Source organism: Methylomonas sp. (genome assembly GCF_023228165.1).
Lineage (GTDB): Bacteria > Pseudomonadota > Gammaproteobacteria > Methylococcales > Methylomonadaceae > Methylomonas.
In genome coordinates, this window is the sequence record NZ_JALOBS010000034.1 from 24,770 (window position 1) to 48,957 (window position 24,188).

The following is a 24,188-nucleotide window of genomic DNA, read 5'->3' on the forward strand; positions in this document are numbered from 1 at the left end:
TTCTCTCGATAAGCCGGTTTGACAGTGATAGAATTCACAAATTTGAAAAAGTGTTAGAGAGAGAACATGGCAGGGCATAGTAAGTGGGCGAATATCAAGCACCGTAAAGGCGCGCAGGACGCCAAGCGCGGCAAGATTTTTACCAAGATGATACGGGAAATCACCGTGGCGGCAAAAAGCTCCGGCGGCGGCGATCCAACCAATAACCCCAGTCTGCGCACCGCGATCGATAAGGCGCTGGCCGCCAACATGAAACGCGACACCATCGATAACACCATCAAAAAGGCCATCGGTGCCTTGGACGGTGTTAATTACGAAGAAGTCCGTTACGAAGGTTACGGCCCGGGCGGTACCGCCGTGATGGTGAATTGCCTGACCGATAACCGGAATCGTACCGTGGCGGATGTGCGCCATGCGTTTTCCAAGCACGGCGGTAATTTGGGTACCGATGGTTCGGTAGCCTATCTGTTTCGTAAGGTCGGTATTCTCAGCTTTAACAACGAAGTTGACGAAGACGCCGTAATGGAAACGGCGCTGGAAGCCGGCGCGGACGACATCGTGAGCAACGATGATGGTTCCGTTGACGTGTTTACGGCTCCCGAAGATTATATGAACGTCAAGGAAGCCTTGATAGCGGCCGGCTTTGAGCCGGAAAATGCCGAAATTACCATGCATGCCGACACCAAAACCGAATTGGATGCCGAAGCCGCGGAAAAAATGATGAAGTTAATCGATAGGCTGGAAGACCTGGATGACGTGCAAGACGTGTATTCCAATGCCGATATCAGCGACGACATCATGGATGCCATGGATAATGCTTAATCCGACTGTTATTGAATAGAGATTACTAAACCATTGTCGAGAATTCTTGGGATTGATCCCGGTTCGCGTATTACCGGTTACGGCGTGGTGGAAATCACGCCGCGCGGGGTTCGCTATGTCGCCAGCGGTTGCATACGGATACAGGCCGAGGCGTTTCCGGCCAGGCTCAAGCAAATCTTCGATGGCGTGACTCAGATCATCGAGCTTTATCAGCCTGTGCAAATGGCCATCGAACAGGTCTTCATGCACAAAAATGCCGATTCGGCGCTGAAATTGGGGCAGGCGCGCGGCGCTGCCATTTGCGCGACCTTAAATCAGGATTTGCCGGTATTCGAGTATGCGGCCCGCCAGGTCAAGCAAGCTTTGGTCGGCAAGGGTAATGCCGAAAAACAACAAGTTCAGCACATGGTGAAAATTCTGTTGGGTATTCAAGGTGCGATGCAGATCGATGCCAGTGATGCCTTGGCGATTGGTTTGTGCCATCATCATTACCAACAAACAGCGCAGCGCATACAAAAGGCGGTATCGTGATCGGTTTTTTACGCGGCAAATTGATTCAAAAAACCCCGCCGCAACTGGTGCTGGACGTGCGGGGCGTGGGTTACGAAGTCGAAGCGCCCATGACCACCTTCTACGACCTGCCGGCCCTGGGGCAAGAAGTCAAGCTGCATACCCATCTGGTGGTGCGCGAAGATGCGCACATCCTGTTCGGCTTCGCCAGCGAAACCGAACGCATGTTGTTTAGAACCCTGATCAAAGTCAATGGCGTTGGCCCCAAGCTGGCGCTGACTATTTTATCCGGGCAGAGCGTGGCGGAGTTTTACCGCTGTGTGGACGATAACGATGTTAAAGCCTTGGTGAGATTGCCGGGTGTCGGCCAAAAAACCGCCGAACGGCTGATTATCGAAATGCGCGGCCGTTTGCCGGCTTTGAATGATGCAAGCCTGGAGCCGGGACCTAATCAGACGCCGGCAACTTTGGGTAGCAGCCCTAAGCAGGAAGCCATTACCGCCTTGTGCGCATTGGGTTATAAGCCGCAGGACGCGGCCAGAATGGTACAAACCATCGCCGCCGAGGATAAAAGTTGCGAGGATATTATCCGTCAGGCGTTACGGGGCACCATTAAATGATAGAAAGCGATCGTTTGATCACTGCGCAAGTCGGCAATGACGAAGAGCGTTTGGACAGGGCTATTCGCCCCAAGCGCTTGAAGGATTATATCGGCCAGAAAGAGTTGTGCCTGCAAATGGAAATCTTTATTCAGGCGGCGGTGAGCCGCTCCGAGGCTTTGGATCATGTGCTGATCTTCGGTCCGCCGGGGTTGGGCAAAACGACCTTGGCCAATATCGTCGCCGCGGAGATGAATGTCAGCATTCGTCAGACCTCGGGACCCGTGCTGGATAAGGCTGGAGATTTGGCCGCATTACTGACCAATTTACAGCCCCACGACGTTTTATTCATTGATGAAATCCATAGGCTCAGCCCAGCGGTTGAAGAAGTGTTATATCCTGCTATGGAAGACTACCAGATTGATATTATAATAGGCGAAGGCCCCGCCGCCCGTTCGATCAAGCTGGATTTGCCGCCTTTTACGCTGGTTGGCGCAACCACTCGCGCCGGGTTGCTGACCTCGCCGTTGCGCGACCGGTTCGGCATCGTCCAGCGCCTGGAGTTTTACAGCATAGAAGAGTTAGCCAGTATCGTTAGCCGCTCGGCGAAACTGTTGGGGATAACCATGGATAGCGGTGGCGGCGATGAAATTGCCTGCCGATCCAGAGGGACGCCGCGTATCGCCAACCGTTTATTGCGCCGGGTACGCGATTTTGCGGAAGTGAAGGGCAACGGAACCATCAACCGGGATATCGCCCAGCAAGCCTTGGAAATGCTGAAAATCGACCAACACGGCTTCGATATGTTGGATCGCAAGTTGCTTATGGCCATGATCGAACATTTTCAGGGTGGCCCGGTCGGCTTGGATACTTTGGCCGCAGTGATTAGCGAGGAGCGTGGTACCGTGGAAGATGTGCTGGAACCTTATCTTTTACAGCAAGGATTTATTATGCGCACTCCGCGTGGGCGGATTGTGACGCATAAGGCGTATAGCCATTTCGGTTTACAGCCTCCCAAGCAGCAGCTCGGCAGTGCTGATATTTTTGATAGTTAATGAGTCGTTAAGGGGCGGATGAAACAATTTAGCTGGCCGGTCAGGGTTTATTATGAGGACACCGATGCCGGTGGCGTAGTGTTTTATGCCAATTACCTGAAGTTTTTTGAACGGGCCAGAACAGAGATGCTACGCAGTTACGGTTTCGAACAAGATCAGCTGATTGCACGGGACAATGTGATTTTTGTGGTGCGTTCGGTCAGCATTGACTATTTGAAACCGGCTCGATTCAACGAACAAATTCTTGTTAATGCAAAAATCATTGAGCATAAAAAAACCAGTCTTACGTTTGAGCAAACCATTACTCGTCAACATGATGTGTTATGCAACGGTAAAGTACGCATAGCCTGCCTAGATGCGCAAAGCATGAAACCCAAACTTATCCCTATTGCCATTTTGGAGCAATTAACTTAGATGAACACCGATTTATCCATCTTGCACCTGGTCAAAGAAGCCAGTTTTGTTGTTCAATTCGTGATGTTTATTTTGCTGTCGGCTTCGGTCGCCTCATGGACATTTATCTTTACCAAGCGTAAGGAGCTCAGTCAGGCAATTTCGATTACCGAAGATTTTGAGGACGAATTCTGGTCGGGTGTCGGGTTGGCCGAGTTGTACAAAAAAATGGCCAGCGATCGGTTCGAGCCGGAAGGTATCGAAAAAATTTTCCTGGCGGGTTACCGGGAGTTTGCCCGGATGCGTCAGAAAGGAGAGGTCGAGCCGGCGGTGCAGGTAGAAAGCGCGCAGCGGGCCATGCGCATCGAGTTGGCGCGGGAACTGGACAGGCTGGATGAAACCCTGCCGTTTCTGGCCACGGTCGGCTCCACCAGTCCTTATATCGGTTTGTTCGGCACGGTATGGGGCATCATGAATTCGTTTCGGGCTCTGGGTGAAATTAAAAACGCCACCTTGGCCAATGTCGCACCGGGTATTTCCGAGGCGCTGATTGCGACGGCGATCGGTTTGTTTGCGGCTATTCCGGCGGTTATCGCTTACAACCGATTTTCCACCCGGCTGGACAGATTGGCGGGCCGCTACGAACTTTTTATCGACGAATTCGTGGTTCTTTTACAAAGACAGGCGCACAGTAAATGAACGTAGGCGGCAGTAACCGGAGATCCCGCAAACGTCGCGGCCCCATGGCGGAGATTAACGTCGTTCCCTATATCGACGTCACCTTCGTCTTGTTAATGATTTTTATGATCACCGCCCCCTTGGTGCAAACCGGGGTGGATGTGGATTTACCGCAGGCCGAAGCGGCGGCCGTGGACTTAAAAGACGAACCGCCGGTGATTGTGTCGATCAAGCATGACGGCAGTTTCTTTATTGATATCGGCGACCGGCAGGATGAGCCGGTCGATGAACAGACCTTGTATACCCGGGTTGCCGCGGTGTTTCGCAATAATCCGCGGGCGCAAATCTATGTGCGCGGGGATCATTTGGTCGAATACGGCAAAATCGTCACCGTCATGGTAGCGCTGAAAGCGGCGGGCGCACCTAAGGTGGGCCTAATGACAACGCCGCCCGAGAATTAATATCACTACTCAGATGCGGAAATTTAGAATTTCTCTTGCATTGGCATTGGCATTGCATGTTGCCATACTGTTGATGTTTGGTTTTAGTTTTACGCCCGATCCGGACATGGTTAAAGTCGAGCCTTTACCGGAGATCGTGGAAGCCACTATTCTTGATGATACGCAGATTCAGGCCGAAGCCGATAGATTGAAACAGACTGAAGAAGATAAGCGCCAAGCTGAAATACAGCATCAGCAACAGTTGGAAAACGCGCGCAAATCCGAGCAGCAACTGTTAGAGCAAGCCAAAAAGCAGCGGCTGCAGGAAGAGAAAAAAGCGCAGGAAGCGGCCGAAAAACTAAAGCAACAAGCTTTGGATGAGCAGAAAAAACGTGAGCAGCTGGAAGCAAGCCGCAAGGAAGAAGAGCGCAAACTGCAAGAAGCCAAGGAAAATCGTCTGCAGGAAGAGAAAAAAGCCCAGGCAGCGGCTGAAAAACAAAAACAGCTGGAGGCTGAAAAGCAGGTCCAGGATAAAAAACAGCGGGAAATAAAGGCTGCCGAGGCCAAGGCGAAAGCGGAAAAAGAAAAACAAAGCACTGCGGAAAAGGCCAAGGCCGAGCAGGAAAAGAAAATTAACGAACAAAAAGCCAAGGCTGAAGCCGAAAAACAAGCGGTCATGGCTGCGGAAAAAGCCAAACAGGTTGCCGAGGCCAAAGCCAACGCCAAAGCAGAGAAAGACAAACAATTGACGGCCGAAAAGGCCAAACAGGAAGCGGCCCAGAAACTTGAAAAGGAGCGTCAAGCGAAAGCCGCCGCTGAAACCGCGGCCAAAGCCAAAGCAGAGAAAGATAAGCAGGATGCCGTGGCCAAAGCCAGAGCAGAACAAGATAAACAAGCCGCGGAAGCTAAGGCTAAAGCGGAAAAGGAAAAGCAGTTAGCTGCGGAAAAGGCCGAAAAGGACCGTCAAGCGAAATTAGCGGCGGAAAAAGCCGAGAAAGAAAAGCAAGCCGCCGAAGCTGCCGCCAAGGCGAAAGCGGCGGCGGAAGCCAAAGCGGAAGCGGAGGCTAAAGCGAAGGCCGAGGCGGAAGCTAAGGCAAAAGCGGAAAAAGACCGTTTGGCCGCCGAGGCGGCAGCCAGGGCAAAAGCCGAACAAGAAAGGCAGGCCGCGGAAGCTGCGGCGGCCGCTAAAGCAGAGCAAGAAAGACAAGCCGCCGCAGCCAAGGCTGAAGCGGACAAACAAGCCAGTTTGGCGGCGCAACAAGCCATTATGCGTAAGGTCGAAGGCGCCTGGACTCGTCCCATGACGGCAACGGAAGGCTTGAAATGTACGATTCAGGTAAAATTACTGGCCAGCGGGGAAGTGATGGACGCTGTTGTGGTGAGCGGCAGTGGCGATGCGGTTTTTGATCGGTCGGCGGAAAATGCGGTCAGAAAAGCCTCTCCTCTACCTGTGCCGCAAGACCGGGAATTGTTTAATCAAAAATTTAGAGTTTTTGCCTTTGTATTTAAACCGGAATAATTAATACGGAAACACAATATGAGTTTAGTAACAAAAACGTTCTGCTTTGGCTTATTGGCTGCGCTGTTATCGGTAGCCCAAGCGGAAGGATTGACCATTGAAATTACCAAAGGCTCGCAAACCGCAGTGCCGATTGCGATTGTGCCGTTCGCTCAACAAGGCGCGGCCGGCAATGTCAAGCTGACCGATGTGATCAATTCGGATCTGGCCGGCAGCGGTTTTTTTAAAACCCTGGCCGAGGAAGATATGCTCACCCGGCCTAGCGAGCCGGAGAAGGTGAATTTTCGAGATTGGCAAGTGCTTGGTCAGGATTATATGGTGATCGGGCAGGTGGTTGGCAATGGCGGCAGTTTTAACATCCAGTTTCATTTGTTCAATGTGCATAACGGCCAATTATTGATGGGCTATAAGCTGACCGTGGGTGGTAACGAACTGCGTCGCGCAGCCCATCATATCAGCGACCTGATTTACGAAAAACTGACCGGCCGGAAGGGTGCGTTCAACACCCGCATTGCTTATGTCACCAGCGCGGCTAGAGGCGGCGGCAAGCAATACATGTTGCAAGTGGCCGATGCGGACGGGTATAACCCCAGAACCATCGCCGAGTCGCCGGAGCCCATTATGGCCCCGGCCTGGTCTCCCGACGGGTCGAAAATTGCGTATGTTTCGTTTCATACCAAGCGCTCGGAAATATTTGTACAAACCCTGGCGACAGGTCAGCGGCAAAGCGTTTCTTCGTATCCCGGAATTAACGGCGCCCCGGCCTTTTCGCCGGACGGCAACCGCTTAGCCATTACCTTGTCAAAAGATGGTAGCCCTGACATATATGTGTTAAATCTTGCCAATCGGAATTTGACCCGCTTGACTTCCGGTTTATCCATCGATACCGAACCGTCTTGGTCGCCGGATGGCAGCAGCATTGTGTTTACTTCCGATCAAGGCGGCAAGCCGCAGTTGTATCTGATTCCAAGTGCCGGCGGCAGAGCGACCCGTCTGACGTTTCAAGGCGATTACAATGCCAGGGGCCGTTTTTCCGCGGATGGCAGAAGTCTGGCCATGGTTAACGGAAACGGCGGCCGATACCGGATTGCGATGATGGATATGGCATCCCGTACCGTTAACGTGTTAAGTGATGGCAATCTGGATGAATCGCCCAGTTTTGCGCCTAACGGCAGTATGATTCTGTTTTCGGCAAACAAAGGCGGCAGATCCGTGTTATCGGTGGTTTCCACCGATGGCGCCATGCAGCAAAAACTGGACTTTCAAAGTGGCGGCGTGCGAGAGCCAGCCTGGGCACCTTAAAAGCCAAAAACTAATTTTTTTCGTTTGAACTTTAAAATCTTGGAGATGATGTATGAAATTGAATAAAGCCCATTTGGTGTTAGCTATGATGGCTGTATTGGCGACCGGTTGCAGCTCGACCGAAGAAGAAGGCAGTTTGACGGATGGCAGCCAAAGCGGTGCCGATGCCTCAACCAGCGGCTACAACGATGGTTCCATGGCCGGCAGCCAATTCGGTTCCGGCGATGGCTATAATTCCGGTTCCGGCTACGGTTCCGGCTCAGGATCGAATTTGGGCCCGGAATTCAGCGACCCTAACAATCCATTGTCCAAACAAGTGATTTACTTCGAACTGGACAGTAGTCAGGTTAAGCAGGATTATGTGCCGGTGGTTGCGGCTCACGCTCAGTATTTGGCATCTCATCCAAATCAACATGTAATTTTGTCTGGCCATGCCGACGAAAGAGGGTCTAGCGAATATAACATCGCCTTAGGCGAACAACGGGCAAAATCGGTGGAGCGGATGATGCGTTCGCAAGGTGTGACCACGGGTCAATTGGAAGTGGTGAGCTACGGCGAGGAAAAACCCGCTGTTTCCGGTCACGACGAATCCGCGTGGCAATTGAACCGTCGAGTAGAAGTAGGCTATCAATGAAAAAAACTGCACTTTTAATGCTCTGCGCTCATTTTGGCCTGATGGCCGAAGCGGGCGCGCTGCCTGTCAATAATTCCGGCTATCAGGGAAATGCTGGCTATGGAGCACCTGCCGCGGGTGCCGATAGCGCTATTTTTGAAGTATTAGGAAGATTGGAGCAGTTGCAATTGGAAGTGCAGCAACTCAGAGGTATGGTGGAAGAGCAGTCTCAAACCATAGCCGATCTGGAGCGTAAGCAAAGCAACATGTATTCGGACTTGGACGATAGGATACAGTTGCTGAGTTCGCCGGTTCAACCCGCGGCAGCCCAACCTGCCGCCGAGGGAGCCGCTCAGGCAGCGACGCCTGCAAGTGCGGCAACGACGCCTGAACAGTCCGCGGCGGCGTCAGTCGCCACGGCTGCACCTACGCCCACGGCGCCAGCCCCTGTGGTTGAAGCCACAGCCGCCGAGCCTTCGCCTGTGGCGGCAACCGCAAAAGCGAGTGAAAAAGAGCGTTACCAAGAGGCGTATGAAACCTTGCGGAACGGCCATAATGCTCGGGCCATCCAAATGTTCGAAGCTTTGCAAACCGACTATCCGGCGGGTGAATTCAGCGATAACTCCCAATATTGGCTGGGTGAAGCCTACAAAATCAATCGAGAATACGATAAGGCACGGGCGGCATTCAATAAGGTTGTTAATCAGTATCCCAATAGTTCAAAGGTGCCGGATGCATTATTAAAACTGGGTTACATTGAATTCGACCAACAAAATCTGGCCAAAGCGCGTGATTATTTGACCCGGATTACCACCAGCTATCCCGAAACTACTGCCGCGCATTTGGCGAGTAAAAAACTGGCGCAAATACCGCAATAATTTTTGAATGGATTTATCGCTCCGCATTACCGAAATTTTTTATTCCTTGCAAGGCGAGTCGAATACGGTAGGGTTACCTACGGTATTTATTCGTTTGACCGGGTGTCCGCTGCGCTGCGGTTATTGTGATACCGCTTATGCTTTTAATGGTGGGGAAAAACAAACCCTGCGGCAAATTATGTCGCAAGTCAAAAGTTACGCTACCCCTTATGTCACCGTGACAGGCGGCGAACCGCTGGCGCAACCGGCTTGCAATGCGCTGATGGTTGAATTGCTCGATGCGGGTTTTCATGTGTCTTTGGAAACCAGCGGCGCATTGGATGTTTCATCCGTCGACCCCCGCGTTGTAAAGGTGATGGATTTGAAAACCCCCGGATCGGGAGAGCTGCGGCGTAACCTGTATAGTAATATCAGCTACCTAACCGCGCAGGATCAGGTCAAATTCGTGATTGCCGACGAGGCGGATTATGAGTGGTCCAAGCAGCAGCTGGCCGAGTATGGGTTGACGGAACGTTGCCAGGTGTTGTTTTCGCCCGTGATGGGCGCTATGCCGGCAGTCAGTTTGGCCAACAGGATATTGGCGGATCAATTACCGGTTCGGTTTCAAATTCAATTGCACAAATATCTTTGGGATGATGCACGAGGAAAATAGCCTAAAGGCCATGAATAGCAGTGAGCACAAAAAGGCCATCATTTTATTGTCCGGGGGCTTGGACTCCATTACGGTGTTGGCACTTGCAAAACAGCAGGGTTTCGATTGTTACGCACTGAGTTTTGATTATGGGCAGCGGCATAATGCCGAACTAGCGGCCGCCCAGAATATTGCCCGGAAATACCAGGTTTTAGACCACAAAATCATTCGTCTCGGTTTGGACAGTATCGGTGGTTCGGCCCTGACCGATGATCATATCGATGTGCCTAGGTCACCTCAAGAAGGCATTCCGGTAACCTATGTGCCGGCTCGTAATACCATTTTTTTGTCTTTTGCCTTGGGTTGGGCGGAAGTGTTGAATGCGCATGACGTATTTATCGGTGTTAATGCGGTGGACTATTCCGGGTATCCGGATTGCCGGCCGGCCTTTATCAAAGCTTTTCAGGATATGGCTAATCTGGCCACTAAAGCCGGCGTTGAAGGTCATGAAATCCAAATTCATACCCCGTTGATTGCATTGAGCAAAGCCGAGATTATCGCTCGGGGTATCGGTTTGGAGGTGGACTATGCAAGCACGGTGTCTTGTTACGCCGCAGACCAACGAGGCAGGGCATGCGGCAGTTGCGATGCCTGTCGCCTTCGCAAGGCAGGATTTGCTGCGTTGGCGGTGGCCGATCCAACTTGTTACCAGTAAGGCATTTTTCAGCTAAAAAATGCACCAGCGCGGTTTGTGGATTATGCTAACGGCTTTACGAGCGCGTCCCGATAATCAAATACCGAGCATATTATGCCAATGAGTCAAAACAAATCCCAATTTGTTGCCGTTGCTTCAATCGCCGCGGAATTGAGCGCCGTCATGGAAGTAGCCAAGGAGATTTCGCTGGCCGCCGCCAATGCCAAAGCCATTGCCTTTAGGGCCGGTGAAAAAGCTAGAGGGTTTCAGCCCATTACGGATTTTATTAACGAGCTGGCAAAGGAAACCATAGAGCTGGTCAATAATATCAACGAACATGCGCTAAAGCTTTACCGGTTGACGGTCAAGGAACACAGAATGTCAGAAGCTTGCAAACGCTTTGAGAAAGTTGCGGTCAGCGCCTCGGCTGCGCCCTACGCAAGTTCGCTGACTCCATCCTTGCAGCAAGCCCGGCAGCGGCGCACCGACTGCCGGCGGCAATTTTCACGGCATGTTTCAGAATTACTGACCCAGCTTGCCGATGTGATGCATCCGGCCCGAGCTGCACGGGTTATTGCCGCGAACTCCCGGATTGAGGCGTCCCAGGCCGGAGAATATTTACAAAGTCTGCAAGCGGTGGCTGAAAGCGTGGACAATGCCGCCCAAATCATTCATGACAAAGTGCATAAATGTCGAAGCGCACTAAGTATGATTAATGCTGTCGACTAACTCTCGAATACACGGAATATTAGCAAAGAGGCAAAGTTATCCATGAAAATGACTAAAATTTACGAGGGGGCCTACCAATGGATCATGTATGGCCGCGACCCGTATAAACCGGATAACATTATTGACACTAATCAATATGTGGTGCGTACCGAAAACCGTTGTTTACTGATCGATCCAGGCGGCATAGAATTATTTGCACCCATGCTGGCTGCGGTGTTACATCACGCTCCGGTGGATGAAATTACCGATTTGTTTGCCTCGCACCAGGATCCGGATATCATTTCTTCCTTGGGTTTGTGGGGCCAAGCCTTGCCGCACGCCAAATTGCATGCAGCCGGGTTGTGGGAAGGTTTTTTGCGTCATTTTGGCTGCGAAAGTATCCAATATGTACCGATTCCGGATGCGGGCGGTGTTATCAATCTGGGGAGTGTGGAGCTACAAATTGTGCCCGCCCATTATTTGCATTCTTCCGCTAATTTCAATATTTATGACCCGCAGGCTAAAATTTTCTTTTCCGGGGATATTGGTGCGGCGCTTGAAGGTCCCGGTCAGCCGGTATTTGTAGAGAATTTTGATGCGCATGTTGAAAAAATGCGCTTCTTTCACCAACGCTGGATGCCGTCCAATCAAGCCAAACGGGTATGGATAGATCGGGTGCGAAGTCTGGATGTCGAGATCCTTGCACCCCAGCACGGGCGCATGTTTAAGGGCGATGATGTGAAGCGGTTTTTGGACTGGTTTGAAGCTTTACAAGTCGGGATTGCCGTATAAAACAAGCATTTGCCTTGAATAATGGTTATAATTCGCCAAAAATGAGCCCTCGTCGCAAGACGGGGGTTTTTTGTTAGAGAGCGTAGTTGGAGTATCTCATCGAGCATGGCGCAAAAACTTTATATACAAACTAACGGTTGTCAGATGAACGAGTACGATTCCGATAAGATGCGGGATGTACTGATGGCCTCGCATGGCTTGGAATTGACCGATATTCCGGAACAAGCCGATGTTTTATTGTTAAATACCTGTTCTATAAGGGAAAAGGCCCAGGAGAAGGTGTTTTCCGCTGTCGGGCGCTGGAAAAAAATTAAAGACAAACGTCCGGATGTCATCATCGGTGTCGGCGGTTGCGTGGCCAGTCAGGAAGGGGCGGCAATTCAAAAGCGCGCGCCGTATGTGGACATCGTTTTCGGGCCGCAAACCCTGCATCGTCTGCCGGAATTGTTGAACAAAGCCCGTAACGGTGATTCGCATGTCGTGGATATTTCGTTTCCGGAGATCGAAAAATTCGACAATCTGCCCGAACCCCGCGCCGAAGGCCCCAAGGCCTTTGTTTCGGTGATGGAAGGTTGCAGTAAGTACTGTACCTATTGCGTGGTGCCTTATACTCGCGGCGAAGAAGTCAGTCGACCGTTAAAAGATGTAATTGCCGAGATCGAAGCCCTGGCGGCGCAAGGCGTGCGGGAAATCAATCTGCTGGGGCAAAATGTCAATGCTTATCGCGGCGAAATGGATGACGGCGACATTGCCAGTTTTGCGTTGCTGCTGCATTTCGTTGCCGCCGTGGATGGCATAGATCGTATTCGCTTCACAACGTCGCACCCCTTGGAATTTACCGACGATATCATCGAAGCTTTTACCGAAATTCCGCAACTGGTGAATCATTTGCATTTACCGGTACAAAGCGGCAGCAATCGGATACTGGCCGAAATGAAACGGGGACACGCCCGCGAGGACTATCTGGAAATTATGCGCAAAATCAAAGCGGCGCGTCCGGGAATCAGTCTGTCTTCCGATTTCATTATCGGCTTCCCGGGCGAGACCGAACAGGATTTTGAGGACACCATGGCTTTGATCGAAGAAGTGGGCTTCGATTTTTCCTACAGCTTTATTTTCAGCGCCAGACCCGGCACGCCAGCGGCGAATTATCCCGACGATGTCGGCATGGAAGTAAAGGAGCACCGCTTGCAGCGTCTAAAAACGCGCTTGAACGAAATGTTTATGAGCATTTCCGAATCCATGATCGGCTCGGTGCAAAGCATACTGGTCGAAGGTGTTTCAAAGAAAAACCCTTTGCATCTGACCGGACGCACCGAAAACAATCGGGTAGTTAATTTTGCCGCCCATCCACGCTTGATTGGCCAGTTTGTGGATGTGCTGATTACCGAAGCATTACCAAATTCGCTACGCGGTCGTCTGGTGGAATCCTCCGTCGAAAAAATTATGCAAAATACCCCACAGGGCATAAAGGTCGCGTGTTGACAGCAGTTCAATATTCACAGGAAATTACCTTATTACCGGCGGATAACCAACGCTTGTCGAACTTCTGCGGTCAACTTGACATTCATCTACGGCAGATTGAGCAACGGCTACATGTGGATATCGCTAATCGCAGCAATCATTTTAAAATTACCGGTGTCGACGCTGCCGTTAAGGCGGCCTGCGCGGTGATGCAAAAATTATTCGATCAGGCGGATAAAGAAGAGATTACTCCTGAACAAGTGCATTTGAGCTTACAGGATGCCAGTATCGATCAATTGTTGCAGCAGGCACAGGCGCTTAAGCCCGATCCGGTTGCCATCAAAACCAAGCGTGGTGTTATAAAAGGTCGGGGGGAAAACCAGCAGGAATATTTGCGCAAGATTCTTAGTCATGATATTAATTTCGGCGTCGGCCCCGCCGGTACCGGCAAAACCTTTTTGGCGGTGGCCTGTGCGGTGGATGCGTTGCAAAACGAAACCGTACGACGCATCATTTTAGTCCGGCCCGCAGTGGAAGCCGGTGAAAAATTAGGCTTCTTGCCCGGCGATATGGCGCAAAAAGTCGATCCTTATTTGCGGCCTTTATACGATGCCTTGTACGATATGTTGGGTTTTGAGCGTGTGGAAAAGCTATTGGAAAAGAATGTCATTGAAGTGGCGCCCCTGGCGTTCATGCGCGGGCGCACCCTAAACGATTCGTTTATTATTTTGGATGAAGCACAAAATACCACTACCGAGCAAATCAAAATGTTTCTGACCCGGGTAGGTTTCGGTTCCACGGCAGTGATTACAGGCGATGTGACCCAAATCGATTTGCCTAGTGAAAAGATGTCAGGCCTGAAGCATGTGCTTAAGGTATTACATGATGTGGAAGGTATCAGTTTTACCTTTTTCGGTGTCCGGGATGTGGTCAGGCATCCTTTGGTGCAGCGTATCGTTGCTGCTTATGATCGTTACGAGCAGGAACAGACTTCGTAAAGCATGAATTATCTGGACATACAAATCGCTACCGAAAGTAGCGATTACCCCGCTGAACAGCTGTTTCAACGCTGGGTCGACACCGTATTGGCCGATCCGGGTCAAGATGCTGAAATCGTGATTCGTTTGGTTGACGAAGCGGAAATGGCCGAATTGAATCAGCAGTATCGGCATAAGCCCGGCCCTACCAATATTCTGAGTTTTCCTTTTGAAGCACCGGCGGGCATGACGCTGGATTTACTGGGCGATCTGGTCATCTGCGTTCCCTTGATTGCCCGGGAAGCCAGACAACAACATAAATTGCCCGAGCAGCACTGGGCGCATATCACCATTCACGGTACCTTGCATTTACTCGGTTATGATCATATTGAAGAAACCGAAGCCGAAGAAATGGAAGCACTGGAAATAAAGTTTTTGAACGTGTTAAATATAGCTAACCCCTATCAGGAAGCGAGTACGCAATGAGCGACGGTTATCCCCCGAGTAGTCAGCCCCATCAGAGAAGTTTGCTGGAACGTATCAGCCATTTCCTGACTGGGGAGCCGCAAGATCAAGAAGATTTACTGGAAATACTGAGAGAGTCGGAAGAAAAGCACCTGCTGGATTCCGATTCGTTAGCCATGATCGAAGGCGTCATGCAAGTCTCCGAAATGCGCGTCAGAGATATCATGATTCCCCGCTCACAAATGGTGGTAGTGCCTCGCGAAGCCGAACTGGAAACTATTTTTCCGTTGGTGATCGAATTTGCCCACTCCCGTTTCCCTGTTATTGAAGAAGACCGCAGCAAGGTGGTCGGAATTCTGCTGGTTAAGGATCTCCTTACCCATGTGCTGCAAAACAAAGCTCTTAAGGTTGAAGATGTGATGCGGTCGGTAAGTGTGGTACCGGAAAGCAAGCGTTTAAATGTATTGTTAAAAGAGTTTCGTACCGAACGCAATCATATGGCGATTGTGGTCGACGAATACGGTAATGCCGCTGGCTTGGTTACCATTGAGGATGTGCTGGAACAAATTGTCGGCGCCATTGAGGACGAACATGACGAAGACGAAACTCAGGATTACATCTCGCAGCGCAGCGAACGCGAATTCATAGTCAGCGCTTTGACGCCGATAGCGGATTTTAACGAGTATTTTGAAGTCGACCTGGAAAACAGCGAATGCGATACTGTGGGAGGCTTGATTTTACAAAGATTGGAACACTTTCCCAAAAAAGGCGAAAAGGTTGAGATCGAGGATTTTAATTTTGAAGTACTGCGGGCCGATAATCGCCGGGTGCATTTGCTGAAGTTGAAAATCAAATAATCTAAAATCGGCCGGCTTCTATCCGGGGGGGGTGTTGTTTCGGACGCCCAATCTTCAGCGATCCATTTAAGCAGATGTTGCGGGTCATAAAATAGCGCTAGTCTGTCGGCTCAGCAGTTGCTCGAATTCTGCGATGGGCAATGGTTTGGCAAACAAATAGCCCTGCCCATAATCGCAGCCTGCCTCCAATAGTAAATTGCGTTGCAGAGTGGTTTCGATGCCTTCTGCGATTACTTTAATGCCTAATTTATGTGCCATTGCGATAATCGCTTCGCATAGCGTCATATCGTTGGAATGCGCAGAAAGGTGGCTGACGAAAGACCGGTCGATCTTGATATAGTCGATATGAAATTTCTTCAAGTAAGCCAGCGCAGAGTAACCGGTGCCGAAATCGTCCAGTGACACTTGAATACCAGCCTGGCGAAATATCGATAAAATTTCCGAGACTTCCAAGCTTGCTTCCAGCAGCAGGCCTTCGGTAATTTCGATGACTACGCAGTCCCCGGGTAAGCCTAAAGCCTGCAAATGATCAAGCCATAATCGGTGTTGATTGATGCCCTTAAAAAACTGTAGCGGCGATTTGTTGATGCTGACTTGGAATGCCGGATCATAGTGGGCTCGCCATTTCGCGACCTGGCGAGTGGCTTCCGTAAATACCCAGTCGCCAATTTCACCAATAATACCAATATCCTCGGCAATGGAAATAAAGTTGTTCGGGTTGAACAACAGGCTGTTGGTAGGATGCTCCCAGCGCAGCAAGGCTTCCGCTTTTTGGAGTCGGCCGGTTTGTAACTGTACGATGGGTTGGTAATACAGCTTGAACTGATTTGCTGCCAAGGCATGACGCAAATCAATGGCGGTTTGCATTTTGATCATGGCGGCTTCCTGCATGGAAGCCGTAAAGAAGCTATATCGATTCCGACCCTTTTGTTTGGCGGTGTACATGGCCTGGTCGGCATTTTTAATCAAAGTTTCTTTATCGTCGCCGTCTTTTGGATAGATGGTGACACCGATACTGGCGGATACAAAGGCTTGCTTATCCTTTAGCTGGAACGGTTCGGCCAGCTTCTGCAGGATATTCTGGATGACGCGCTCGACGCTGGAGATGTCGTCCAGTTCATCCAGGATCAGGGTGAATTCGTCGCCGCCCAGGCGGGCCACGGTGTCGGATTCCCGCACGCAACTCAGTAGTCGGTGGGCGGCATCGACGAGTAACAGGTCGCCCATGGCGTGCCCGAGTGTGTCGTTGACCTCTTTAAAACGGTCGAGATCCAGAAATATCAATGCCAAGGGTAATTGCCGTCGATGGGCTTTTTTGATCTGGATGGCTAGTCGATCATGAAGCATGCGCCGATTAGGCAGTCCGGTAAGCGGGTCGAAATTGGCCTGTTCCCAGATGAGTTGTTCCGATTGTTTTTGTTGGGTAATATTTTCAACGATGGACCAGATATATTGCTGGCCGTCACTGCCTTTAATCAACACGCCGTTCAGACGAATGGGCGTCTTATGACCATCCCGGTGTAGATACTCCTTTTCATAGGGGCCGTATTTGCCGGTATCGCTAAGTGATTGCAATTGCGCCAGTTCCTGCGGTTCATAATCTTGGGGTGTTAATGCCCAATAGCTCATGCTATTCAATTCCTCCAAGGAGTAGCCGACCATATCCAGCAGAGCCTTGTTGGCCTCTATATAACGGCCATCCATGGTGTTTTGCGCCATGCCCAGCGGAGATAATTCAAACATGGTTCTGAGTTTTTCCTCGCTGGACCGTAGAATTTGTTCGGCGTGTTTACGCTCGGTGATGTCGATAGCGATACCAATGAGTGCGGCTATCGCGCCGCTACGATCCAACAATTTGACTTTTTTGATGTCCAATATATGTTGGCTGCCATCGTTATATGTCAAAACCTCCGGTTCGTGGTCGGTGGAGAGGGCGGTGGAGCGGGTATCGTCGAAAGTCAGAAATTTAGACAGATGGGGGGCGTTAAAAAACTCTTCTTCCGACATACCCAGGGCTTCCTGAAAGGTTTTGTTCAGAAAACGCGATTGTCCGTCTATGCCGATTAGCCAGATGCCTAGCGGAATGTTGTCTAGGATGGTTTGCAGCTTGGTTTCCGAGGCGTGCAGCGCCGCGACCTGTTGATTTAAATTGGTTACCATGGTCGAGAAACTGCTCGCCAGATAACCGATTTCGTCGTTTCTTTGGCTCGGTAAATTGGGCAGCGGCATGCCCAGTTTGAACTGAGAAACGGTTTTGGTCATTTGATTAAGAGGTTGGGCCAGAATACGTGCCAGTATCAGTGATACCAATACCGCCAGAACACCGAACAACGCGGTGACCTGTATGACGTTGAAGCCGAGGATTTCACTTTCCGCAAGCACGCTTTCCAGCGGCGTATACAAACCCAGCATGACCATACGATGAGCGTTGCCATCTCCTAATGGCACTCGTACAAAAGCCGCCAGAGAGGTGCCGCCTGGTATGGCGCTGGTTATGGTGACGGTGTTTTGCGCTTTACCGTCGAGAACGACTTGACTGACCGCAATGTCATCCTGAATCAGAAATTGTCGACCTTGTTCGAACGCAAAGGTTTTGTTGGGATTGGGATGGATTAAATAATCGCCGTGTATGTTGGTCAGCAGCGCATTGATATTGGCCGGCAAGTCATCGCGTATTTGGTTGAACAGATCGTCGAGATTAACATTGATGACAATAACGCCCTGTTTATCGGAAGATTGGCTCTGTATCTTGGTGGCGATTCTGATCGTTGGTTGACCGAAACCAAGATGAGCGCCCAGCTCTTGGTTTAAGTTGATATCGGATACGTAAAGCTGCCCGGCCGGTAAAAGCAAGGTTTCGAAAACATAAGGAAAATGGTTTTTTTCTTGTAGTGTTTGCCCCGAGATGATTTTAATACCGGTCAGATCCCGGTCCACCCGAACTAGCTCCTTGCCGTGATTGACTGCATCTATCAGTCTGACTTGCGCATATTCCGGTCGGGAGGACAGTAGACTGGCAAACACTTGCGCGAGTTGTTGTTGTGCTTGCTTGTCCGATTCAGGGTTATGTTCAATGATTTGTCGCGATTGAGGTAATGCTTTAATAAATTTTATATCGGCAGCGATATCTGTTAATGCGTCGGTCAACCGGTGGGCAAACACCTGGGAGGCGGTGAGTAACTTATCTTTTGAGGATTGGATTAATAAATCCTGGCTACGGACAAAAATATAATAGCCGAACAGGCCGATAGACAAACTACCGAACAACGCCAGCCAGAAACCGAGCTTAATGCCTACGCTTAATCGCATGGCTCAGAAAGTTTCTGGGCTGTCGCCGGAAATGATGCGGTCCCACAAAGCTTTGCGTTTTAAGGGTTCCGCCAAAGGTTCCAGCCAGATAATTTTGTCATTATGGCGGCTTTCCGGCGGTGAAGTGATGGTGTTGGCGAGACCATGTTTGTCGGTTAATTGTCGACTAATAGCATTCTCCAGCATGAAATTGATCCAATTTTCAGCTAGCTCCATATTGGCGGCTTCAGGGGTAATTGCCCAACAATCCAGCCAAGCCAGCGCACCTTCCTTGGGAATAATGTAGCCGATGTCCGCGCCAGCTTCACGCAGCGCTTTTAATTGTTGGGCTCCGTAATTACCGAAAACCAAAGCAACCTCATACTTGGAGAACAGTGTGGCGGCTTCGTCGGCAGTGGAATAAAATGTCAATACATTACGGCGCAAATTCACTAATTGCTTGGCGGCTTGAGTGAGTTCGGCGTCGTTCATGTGGAAAGGATTTTGTACACCCATTAACAGGCCGACCAGCGAAAAATTATGATTGCTGGCATTAAAAGCCAACACACGGCCCTGATAGTCAAGGTCCCACATATCAGCCATGGATGTCGGTATGGATTTTACGGTTTTTCGATTATAAATCAGCCCCATTTCCGAATAGGTATAAGGCATGGCATAAAGCTTGTCGTCATGCATCAAGCCGGGAATGTCGGTTAAATCTTGAAAGCGCGGTAGCTGGTTTTTATGATTGGGAATCTGATCGATGTCTATGGGGATGGCAAGATTGTGTTCGATGTAACGTTGTAATTCAGCGGTATTGACCGCGAAAACATCAAAGTTACCTGTACTGATTTTATACCAGAGATCATCGTCCGAGTTTACCAAGGTCAGCTCGACATCGACTTTAAAGCGTTGTTTAAAAAGTGTCACCACCTCGGGGTCGGCGTAACCAGGCCAAGCCAGAACGCGTAATATTTCCCCAGCGTTCACAGCGGTCTGCTTGCCCAGCATCAGTATCAGTAGACAAACGATAGGAAAACCGGGCTTTGAGAGTTTAATGCGCATGGTGGGCGAAACGCTAATAAATTACGGACGCGATGTTGGCGACGGGTCAAGCGCACAAGGTCGACATATCAATCACGAAGCGATATTTTACATCGCTTTTTAGCATCCTTTCATAAGCAGTGTTGATGGCTTGTATCGGAATCAGCTCGATATCCGCGACGATGTCATGCTCGGCACAAAAATCAAGCATTTCCTGGGTTTCCCGAATGCCGCCCATTAAGGAGCCGGCCAAACTCCGGCGCCGGAACACCAAATTTGCCACGCTGGGCGTGGGGTGGGGCTGGTCGGGGATGCCGATCAGGCATAAGGTGCCGTCCCGTTTTAATAGCGATAGATATTGATTAAGGTCGTGAGCGGCGGCGATGCTATCCAGAATGAAATCGAAGCTGTCGAGGTGCCGTTGCATCTGCTCCGGTTGTGTCGAGATAACGATCTCATTGGCCCCAAGGCGTAAGGCATCTTCCTCTTTATCGGCCGATCGGGTAAACAGCACCACATGAGCTCCGAAGGCGTGCGCGAATTTGACGGCCATATGGCCTAAACCGCCCAGACCGACGACGCCGACCTTGTGGCCTTTACCGATTCCCCAATGCCGTAACGGGGAATAGCTAGTGATGCCGGCACATAACAACGGGGCCGCGGCCGCCGGATCCAGCTTACCGGACAAACGTAAAATAAAACGCTGGTCGACCACGATTTGGTTGGAGTAGCCGCCATAGGTCATTTTGCCGGTGTGTGGGTCGAAGCTATTGTAGGTGAATACCGTGCTATCGCAGAATTGTTCCTGATGGTCCAGGCAGTCCGGACAACTGCCGCAGGCATCGACCATGCAGCCCACGCCGACAAACTCGCCGGCCAGGAAGGTGCTTACTGCGCTGCCGACCTCGATGACGCGGCCGATAATTTCATGGCCGGGGACAACCGGGTAGCTGGTGCGTTTCCATTCGTTGCGGGCTTGATGAATGTCGCTATGGCAGACACCGCAATATAAAATTTCAATCAAGACGTCGCTGGAACCAGGGGCGCGGCGTTCGAAATGATAGGTGCGCAACGGCGTTTGCGAGTTGTAGGCAGCGTATCCGTAACTTTTTAGCATGTCTGTGGCTCCAAGTACATTAGGTTTGCGGCGAATCCAGGCTAGGCCAATCGGTGTATCCGCGTGCATCGCCGCCGTACCAAGTTTCGCTGGGGGCGTCCGCGAGTTCCGCGCCTGATTTCAAGCGTTCCACCAAGTCCGGATTGGCAATGAAAGGACGACCGAAACACACCAGGTCGGCCGTGTCGTTTCGGCGCACTTGATAAGCCAGTTCCGCGCTGTAGCGATTGTTGGCGATATAAGGTCCTTTGAACAAGGCACGTAATTTTTGCAGATCGACAGGGTCGGGTATCCGGCGGGAATCGCGGGTGGCGCCTTCGATGAAATGCAGATAGGCCAGATTAAATTGATTGAGTTGTTCGATCAGGTAGCCATAGGTGGCCATGACCTTGCTATCCAGAGGGGTATTGCCGGCACTTGGGGTGACCGGTGACAGGCGGATGCCTACACGGTTGCCGTCTCCCCAAGCTGTCGTCACGGCCTCGACCACTTCCAGCGCCAGGCGGGTACGATTTTCAATATTGCCGCCATATTGATCGTTGCGGCGGTTGGTGGAATCGCGGATAAATTGCTCCAGCAAATAGCAGTTGGCCGAGTGAATTTCCACACCGTCAAATCCGGCTTGTCGGGCGCAGCGGGCGGCGTGCCGATACTGTTCGACGATGGCGGGTATCTCGGCTGTTTCCAGTGGGCGTGGGGTCGGCACGCGTTGAAAGCCTTGTTCGGTAAAGGTGTCGCCTTCCGGGGCTATGGCCGATGGCGCTACCGGCAGTTTACCATCCGGCTGTAGCGATGGATGTGAAAAACGTCCTACATGCCACAATTGACAAACAATTTTGCCTTGCCCGGCGTGCACCGCGTCGGTAACTTGTCGCCAGCCGTGGATTTGGGCTTCGGTAAATATGCCGGGGGTATAGGCATAGCCACGCCCTTGCGGCGAAATGTTGGTCGCTTCGCTGATGATTAAGCCGGCACTGGCACGCTGGGCATAATAAGTAGCTTGCAGCGGTCCCGGAATACCGTCGTTCTTAACCCGACAACGGGTTAACGGCGCCATGACGATACGGTTGGCTAGCTGCCACGCACCTATGTCGACAGGCTGAAATAAATCGGTATCAGTGAGTCTGTTCATGCTTAAGGGATGAAATGAGCTAGGTAATCCGCTATCAATCCGCCAAATCAATTTTAATCAGCGTGCCCTGGTTGCGGTTACGCGTGCTGTAATTGAGGCCATTGAATCCCTGCCGATCGGTTTGCCGTTGATCCCGCGCGCCGCCAATTTCAAGCCATTCGCCCAATCGTCCGCGTATCGAGGTCCGCAGGTTGCGGGTTTCCAGCGTACCGTTATTGGTGAAGCGATCCGACCACGGTTCAATATCGACCATCACTTCGTTATTACCGATCAGCCGCGGAACGACTGCAAACCCCGTGCTGGCTTCTTGCATGTAAGTGTTGCTGGTGATGCCGGAATAACCATAAGGGGTGCCGTAAAAACTGAAATTCTCCACGGGTCTGATATTGCCGGCCTGGATATGCGCGGCTTGGCCTTCAAGAGTGCGCAATTGCTGGGTTGTTCTTTGTTGGTCGATATTGCGGGTATCGCCGCTCATGCCCCGCATGCGAATCGACTGGCGGGATAGTTGGATGGCCGCTTCGGCGTTAAGCTGATCGGCGGTTTGATGGCTGTTTTGCATGACCGAAATAAGCAGGTTGTGCAGGCGGCTGTCAAGTTGATCGATAAGGCTGCGAAATGTGTCCAGACGTTGGGGGCTGGTTTTGATAATCAGATTAAAGCCATCACCGCTAACCGCTTCGTTTGCTTCCAGCATGGGGGCAAGTAAAGGTTGTATTTCGGCGGCGGGGCGATTATGCAACGCGATCATTTCGATGACGCTGTCGTCGGCCTGCGCCAGGCATTGGAAAAACAGCAGTCCTAAACCGGCAAGCCAGCCATAAAGCCGGGATTGATAACGTCGTTTAAACGATGGGGTTTGTTTGGTTTTTGGCTCGAAATCCAAGCTTGTATCGGTCGGACATGGCGCCTCATAGGATCGACTTGACGATCTTATGAGGTTAACACAAACACAAAGCCGGGATTTATATTTCACGGTATAGAGACAAATACTGATTAGCGCTATTTTCCCAGGAAAAATCCTTGCTCATGGCGTTGCGCTGTAATTTTAGCCAAAGCGGCTTGTTGGCATGCAGCACCAAACCGCGTTTGATGGTTTCCATTAACGCACCGGGCACTGCATCGTTGAATACAAAACCGCTGGCGGTGCCGTCCGCCAAGCTTTGCGGTAGTGTATCGACGACGGTATCGGCCAGTCCGCCGGTTTTGCGCACGATGGGCAGGGTACCGTAGCGTTGGCTGTACATTTGATTGAGCCCGCACGGTTCAAAGCGCGAGGGCATCAGGAACATATCGGCGCCCGCTTCGATTTGATGGGCCAGATTTTCATCGTAACCGATGGTGATGGAAATTTTATCGGGGTATAAACGGGCGAAATCCTGCAAGCGTACCTGTATGCTGGTGTCGCCACTGCCCAAAAGGGTGAATTGCAGCGGCATTCTGGCCATTTCTTTCAAGCAGCTCAGCACCAGGTCGACACCTTTTTGGTCGACCAAGCGGCCGATCAAACCCAGCATAGGTACCTCGGCCGAAACCGGCAGCCCCAGCCTGGCCTGCAATGCGGTTTTGTTCAAGGCTTTTTTGGGCAGGGTTTTGATGTTGTAGGTTTGGGCGATTTTTTGATCGGTTTCCGGGTTCCAGACTTTCAGATCGATACCATTGATAATTCCGGATAATTCATGTTGCCGGTGCCCCAATAAACCTTCCAGACCGTATCCGAATTCCGGAGTCTGGATTTCTTGAGCGTAGGTCGGACTGACGGTTGTGATACGGTCGGAATAACTTAGGCCGCCTTTGATAAAGGACAGCATACCATGATACTCCAAGCCGTCCTGGTGCCAGAGTTGACCGGGCAGATTTAATAAAGTGTAGGTGCTGCTGGGGAATACACCTTGATAAGCCATGTTGTGTATGGTGAATACCGTGGAGGGTCTCTGTTCTTCCAGCGATAGCAAGGCCGGGATCAAGCCGGTTTGCCAATCGTTGCAATGTACCACATCCGGTTTCCAGTCCAGGTAGGCCCGATTCATCGCCACTTCCACGACGATGCGGCAGAACAAGGCGAAACGGTCGCCGATGTCGGGCCAGGGATTGCCGTTTTCATCGTTGTACGGGTTGCCGGGTTGGCCGAAAAAAGCCGGATAATCCACCAGCCAGACTACCACTTCACTTTCCGGTAAGCGGGTTTCCAACAGATTGACATCGCAATT

The 24,188-nt window shown here is 51.1% G+C and carries 25 protein-coding genes; 19 read left to right on the top strand and 6 right to left on the bottom strand.

From position 1 onward, the window contains the following. The first annotated feature begins 66 nt into the window (after positions 1-66). The 19 genes from M0R33_RS19975 (at position 67) to M0R33_RS20065 (ending at position 15,397) form a co-directional block, all read left to right on the top strand. On the top strand, positions 67-822 hold the full coding sequence (locus M0R33_RS19975; RefSeq protein ID WP_292573538.1) for a YebC/PmpR family DNA-binding transcriptional regulator: 756 nt from the start codon (positions 67-69) through the stop codon (positions 820-822). 33 nt (positions 823-855) lie between these two features. After that, positions 856-1,353 (top strand): crossover junction endodeoxyribonuclease RuvC, encoded by a 498-nt coding sequence (ruvC, locus tag M0R33_RS19980; RefSeq protein WP_292573540.1) that lies wholly within the window; start codon positions 856-858, stop codon positions 1,351-1,353. Then, positions 1,350-1,952, top strand: a complete 603-nt coding sequence (gene ruvA, locus M0R33_RS19985) for a Holliday junction branch migration protein RuvA (RefSeq protein ID WP_292573542.1) — start codon at positions 1,350-1,352, stop codon at positions 1,950-1,952. The genes ruvC and ruvA overlap by 4 nt, the downstream gene beginning before the upstream one ends. Continuing rightward, positions 1,949-2,986 carry a Holliday junction branch migration DNA helicase RuvB gene (gene ruvB / locus M0R33_RS19990; RefSeq protein WP_366044358.1) on the top strand — a complete coding sequence of 346 codons (1,038 nt, stop codon included), beginning with the start codon at positions 1,949-1,951 and terminating at the stop codon, positions 2,984-2,986. Before ruvA ends, ruvB begins: the two co-directional genes overlap by 4 nt. 18 nt (positions 2,987-3,004) lie before the next feature. After that, positions 3,005-3,400, top strand: coding sequence for a tol-pal system-associated acyl-CoA thioesterase (ybgC, locus tag M0R33_RS19995; protein WP_292573544.1), 396 nt, complete (start codon positions 3,005-3,007; stop codon positions 3,398-3,400). Then, on the top strand, positions 3,401-4,078 hold the full coding sequence (tolQ, locus tag M0R33_RS20000; RefSeq protein ID WP_292573545.1) for a protein TolQ: 678 nt from the start codon (positions 3,401-3,403) through the stop codon (positions 4,076-4,078). Further along, complete coding sequence (gene tolR / locus M0R33_RS20005; protein ID WP_292573547.1) at positions 4,075-4,518, top strand: protein TolR; 444 nt, start codon at positions 4,075-4,077, stop codon at positions 4,516-4,518. The genes tolQ and tolR overlap by 4 nt, the downstream gene beginning before the upstream one ends. 13 nt (positions 4,519-4,531) lie before the next feature. Beyond that, a complete protein-coding gene (tolA, locus tag M0R33_RS20010) occupies positions 4,532-6,016 on the top strand; it encodes a cell envelope integrity protein TolA (protein WP_292573549.1) in 1,485 nt (494 codons plus the stop codon). A gap of 18 nt (positions 6,017-6,034) precedes the next feature. Next, complete coding sequence (gene tolB / locus M0R33_RS20015) at positions 6,035-7,318, top strand: Tol-Pal system beta propeller repeat protein TolB (protein WP_292573550.1); 1,284 nt, start codon at positions 6,035-6,037, stop codon at positions 7,316-7,318. Between the two features lie 52 nt (positions 7,319-7,370). Then, positions 7,371-7,952: a peptidoglycan-associated lipoprotein Pal gene (pal, locus tag M0R33_RS20020; protein ID WP_292573552.1), complete on the top strand. Its 582-nt coding sequence runs from the start codon at positions 7,371-7,373 to the stop codon at positions 7,950-7,952. Then, positions 7,949-8,809: a tol-pal system protein YbgF gene (ybgF, locus tag M0R33_RS20025; protein WP_292573553.1), complete on the top strand. Its 861-nt coding sequence runs from the start codon at positions 7,949-7,951 to the stop codon at positions 8,807-8,809. Before pal ends, ybgF begins: the two co-directional genes overlap by 4 nt. 7 nt (positions 8,810-8,816) lie before the next feature. Next, positions 8,817-9,461, top strand: a complete 645-nt coding sequence (gene queE, locus M0R33_RS20030; RefSeq protein WP_292573554.1) for a 7-carboxy-7-deazaguanine synthase QueE — start codon at positions 8,817-8,819, stop codon at positions 9,459-9,461. Between the two features lie 10 nt (positions 9,462-9,471). Beyond that, positions 9,472-10,155: a 7-cyano-7-deazaguanine synthase QueC gene (queC, locus tag M0R33_RS20035; protein WP_292573555.1), complete on the top strand. Its 684-nt coding sequence runs from the start codon at positions 9,472-9,474 to the stop codon at positions 10,153-10,155. Between the two features lie 93 nt (positions 10,156-10,248). Further along, positions 10,249-10,863, top strand: a complete 615-nt coding sequence (locus M0R33_RS20040; protein ID WP_292573556.1) for a chemotaxis protein — start codon at positions 10,249-10,251, stop codon at positions 10,861-10,863. A 42-nt stretch (positions 10,864-10,905) separates the two neighbouring features. Further along, positions 10,906-11,634, top strand: coding sequence for an MBL fold metallo-hydrolase (locus tag M0R33_RS20045; protein ID WP_292573557.1), 729 nt, complete (start codon positions 10,906-10,908; stop codon positions 11,632-11,634). Between the two features lie 105 nt (positions 11,635-11,739). Beyond that, positions 11,740-13,119: a tRNA (N6-isopentenyl adenosine(37)-C2)-methylthiotransferase MiaB gene (gene miaB, locus M0R33_RS20050; RefSeq protein WP_292573558.1), complete on the top strand. Its 1,380-nt coding sequence runs from the start codon at positions 11,740-11,742 to the stop codon at positions 13,117-13,119. After that, the gene (locus M0R33_RS20055) at positions 13,113-14,096 is read left to right on the top strand and encodes a PhoH family protein (protein ID WP_292573559.1); all 984 of its coding nucleotides are present in this window, start codon (positions 13,113-13,115) and stop codon (positions 14,094-14,096) included. The genes miaB and M0R33_RS20055 overlap by 7 nt, the downstream gene beginning before the upstream one ends. 3 nt (positions 14,097-14,099) lie before the next feature. Further along, the gene (gene ybeY, locus M0R33_RS20060; protein ID WP_292573560.1) at positions 14,100-14,561 is read left to right on the top strand and encodes an rRNA maturation RNase YbeY; all 462 of its coding nucleotides are present in this window, start codon (positions 14,100-14,102) and stop codon (positions 14,559-14,561) included. After that, on the top strand, positions 14,558-15,397 hold the full coding sequence (locus M0R33_RS20065; protein WP_292573561.1) for a transporter associated domain-containing protein: 840 nt from the start codon (positions 14,558-14,560) through the stop codon (positions 15,395-15,397). Before ybeY ends, M0R33_RS20065 begins: the two co-directional genes overlap by 4 nt. An 84-nt stretch (positions 15,398-15,481) precedes the next feature. On the opposite strand, the gene M0R33_RS20070 is transcribed toward M0R33_RS20065, so the two are convergent. The 6 genes from M0R33_RS20070 to glgA all read right to left on the bottom strand — a co-directional run. Beyond that, the gene (locus tag M0R33_RS20070) at positions 15,482-18,706 is read right to left on the bottom strand and encodes an EAL domain-containing protein (RefSeq protein ID WP_292573562.1); all 3,225 of its coding nucleotides are present in this window, start codon (positions 18,704-18,706) and stop codon (positions 15,482-15,484) included. A 3-nt stretch (positions 18,707-18,709) separates the two neighbouring features. Continuing rightward, entirely contained in the window at positions 18,710-19,750 is a 1,041-nt protein-coding gene (locus M0R33_RS20075; RefSeq protein ID WP_292573563.1) for an extracellular solute-binding protein, read from the bottom strand. Between the two features lie 46 nt (positions 19,751-19,796). Continuing rightward, positions 19,797-20,846 (bottom strand): NAD(P)-dependent alcohol dehydrogenase, encoded by a 1,050-nt coding sequence (locus tag M0R33_RS20080; RefSeq protein WP_292573564.1) that lies wholly within the window; start codon positions 20,844-20,846, stop codon positions 19,797-19,799. Between the two features lie 19 nt (positions 20,847-20,865). Then, entirely contained in the window at positions 20,866-21,978 is a 1,113-nt protein-coding gene (locus M0R33_RS20085) for an alkene reductase (RefSeq protein WP_292573565.1), read from the bottom strand. A gap of 34 nt (positions 21,979-22,012) precedes the next feature. Then, positions 22,013-22,864: a type II and III secretion system protein gene (locus M0R33_RS20090; protein ID WP_292573566.1), complete on the bottom strand. Its 852-nt coding sequence runs from the start codon at positions 22,862-22,864 to the stop codon at positions 22,013-22,015. A 79-nt stretch (positions 22,865-22,943) separates the two neighbouring features. Beyond that, on the bottom strand, positions 22,944-24,188 hold a 1,245-nt coding region (gene glgA / locus M0R33_RS20095), incomplete at its 5' end, for a glycogen synthase GlgA (protein ID WP_292573567.1).

What these genes read in the sequence shown, in the direction of transcription:
- M0R33_RS19975 (WP_292573538.1), top strand. Translation starts at nt 67, where the DNA reads ATGGCAGGGCATAGTAAGTGGGCGAATATCAAGCACCGTAAAGGCGCG.
- ruvB (WP_366044358.1), top strand. Translation starts at nt 1,949, where the DNA reads ATGATAGAAAGCGATCGTTTGATCACTGCGCAAGTCGGCAATGACGAA.
- ybgC (WP_292573544.1), top strand. Translation starts at nt 3,005, where the DNA reads ATGAAACAATTTAGCTGGCCGGTCAGGGTTTATTATGAGGACACCGAT.
- tolQ (WP_292573545.1), top strand. Translation starts at nt 3,401, where the DNA reads ATGAACACCGATTTATCCATCTTGCACCTGGTCAAAGAAGCCAGTTTT.
- tolR (WP_292573547.1), top strand. Translation starts at nt 4,075, where the DNA reads ATGAACGTAGGCGGCAGTAACCGGAGATCCCGCAAACGTCGCGGCCCC.
- tolA (WP_292573549.1), top strand. Translation starts at nt 4,532, where the DNA reads ATGCGGAAATTTAGAATTTCTCTTGCATTGGCATTGGCATTGCATGTT.
- tolB (WP_292573550.1), top strand. Translation starts at nt 6,035, where the DNA reads ATGAGTTTAGTAACAAAAACGTTCTGCTTTGGCTTATTGGCTGCGCTG.
- pal (WP_292573552.1), top strand. Translation starts at nt 7,371, where the DNA reads ATGAAATTGAATAAAGCCCATTTGGTGTTAGCTATGATGGCTGTATTG.
- ybgF (WP_292573553.1), top strand. Translation starts at nt 7,949, where the DNA reads ATGAAAAAAACTGCACTTTTAATGCTCTGCGCTCATTTTGGCCTGATG.
- queE (WP_292573554.1), top strand. Translation starts at nt 8,817, where the DNA reads ATGGATTTATCGCTCCGCATTACCGAAATTTTTTATTCCTTGCAAGGC.
- queC (WP_292573555.1), top strand. Translation starts at nt 9,472, where the DNA reads ATGAATAGCAGTGAGCACAAAAAGGCCATCATTTTATTGTCCGGGGGC.
- M0R33_RS20040 (WP_292573556.1), top strand. Translation starts at nt 10,249, where the DNA reads ATGCCAATGAGTCAAAACAAATCCCAATTTGTTGCCGTTGCTTCAATC.
- M0R33_RS20045 (WP_292573557.1), top strand. Translation starts at nt 10,906, where the DNA reads ATGAAAATGACTAAAATTTACGAGGGGGCCTACCAATGGATCATGTAT.
- miaB (WP_292573558.1), top strand. Translation starts at nt 11,740, where the DNA reads ATGGCGCAAAAACTTTATATACAAACTAACGGTTGTCAGATGAACGAG.
- ybeY (WP_292573560.1), top strand. Translation starts at nt 14,100, where the DNA reads ATGAATTATCTGGACATACAAATCGCTACCGAAAGTAGCGATTACCCC.
- M0R33_RS20065 (WP_292573561.1), top strand. Translation starts at nt 14,558, where the DNA reads ATGAGCGACGGTTATCCCCCGAGTAGTCAGCCCCATCAGAGAAGTTTG.
- M0R33_RS20070 (WP_292573562.1), bottom strand. Translation starts at nt 18,706, where the DNA reads ATGCGATTAAGCGTAGGCATTAAGCTCGGTTTCTGGCTGGCGTTGTTC.
- M0R33_RS20075 (WP_292573563.1), bottom strand. Translation starts at nt 19,750, where the DNA reads ATGCGCATTAAACTCTCAAAGCCCGGTTTTCCTATCGTTTGTCTACTG.
- M0R33_RS20080 (WP_292573564.1), bottom strand. Translation starts at nt 20,846, where the DNA reads ATGCTAAAAAGTTACGGATACGCTGCCTACAACTCGCAAACGCCGTTG.
- M0R33_RS20085 (WP_292573565.1), bottom strand. Translation starts at nt 21,978, where the DNA reads ATGAACAGACTCACTGATACCGATTTATTTCAGCCTGTCGACATAGGT.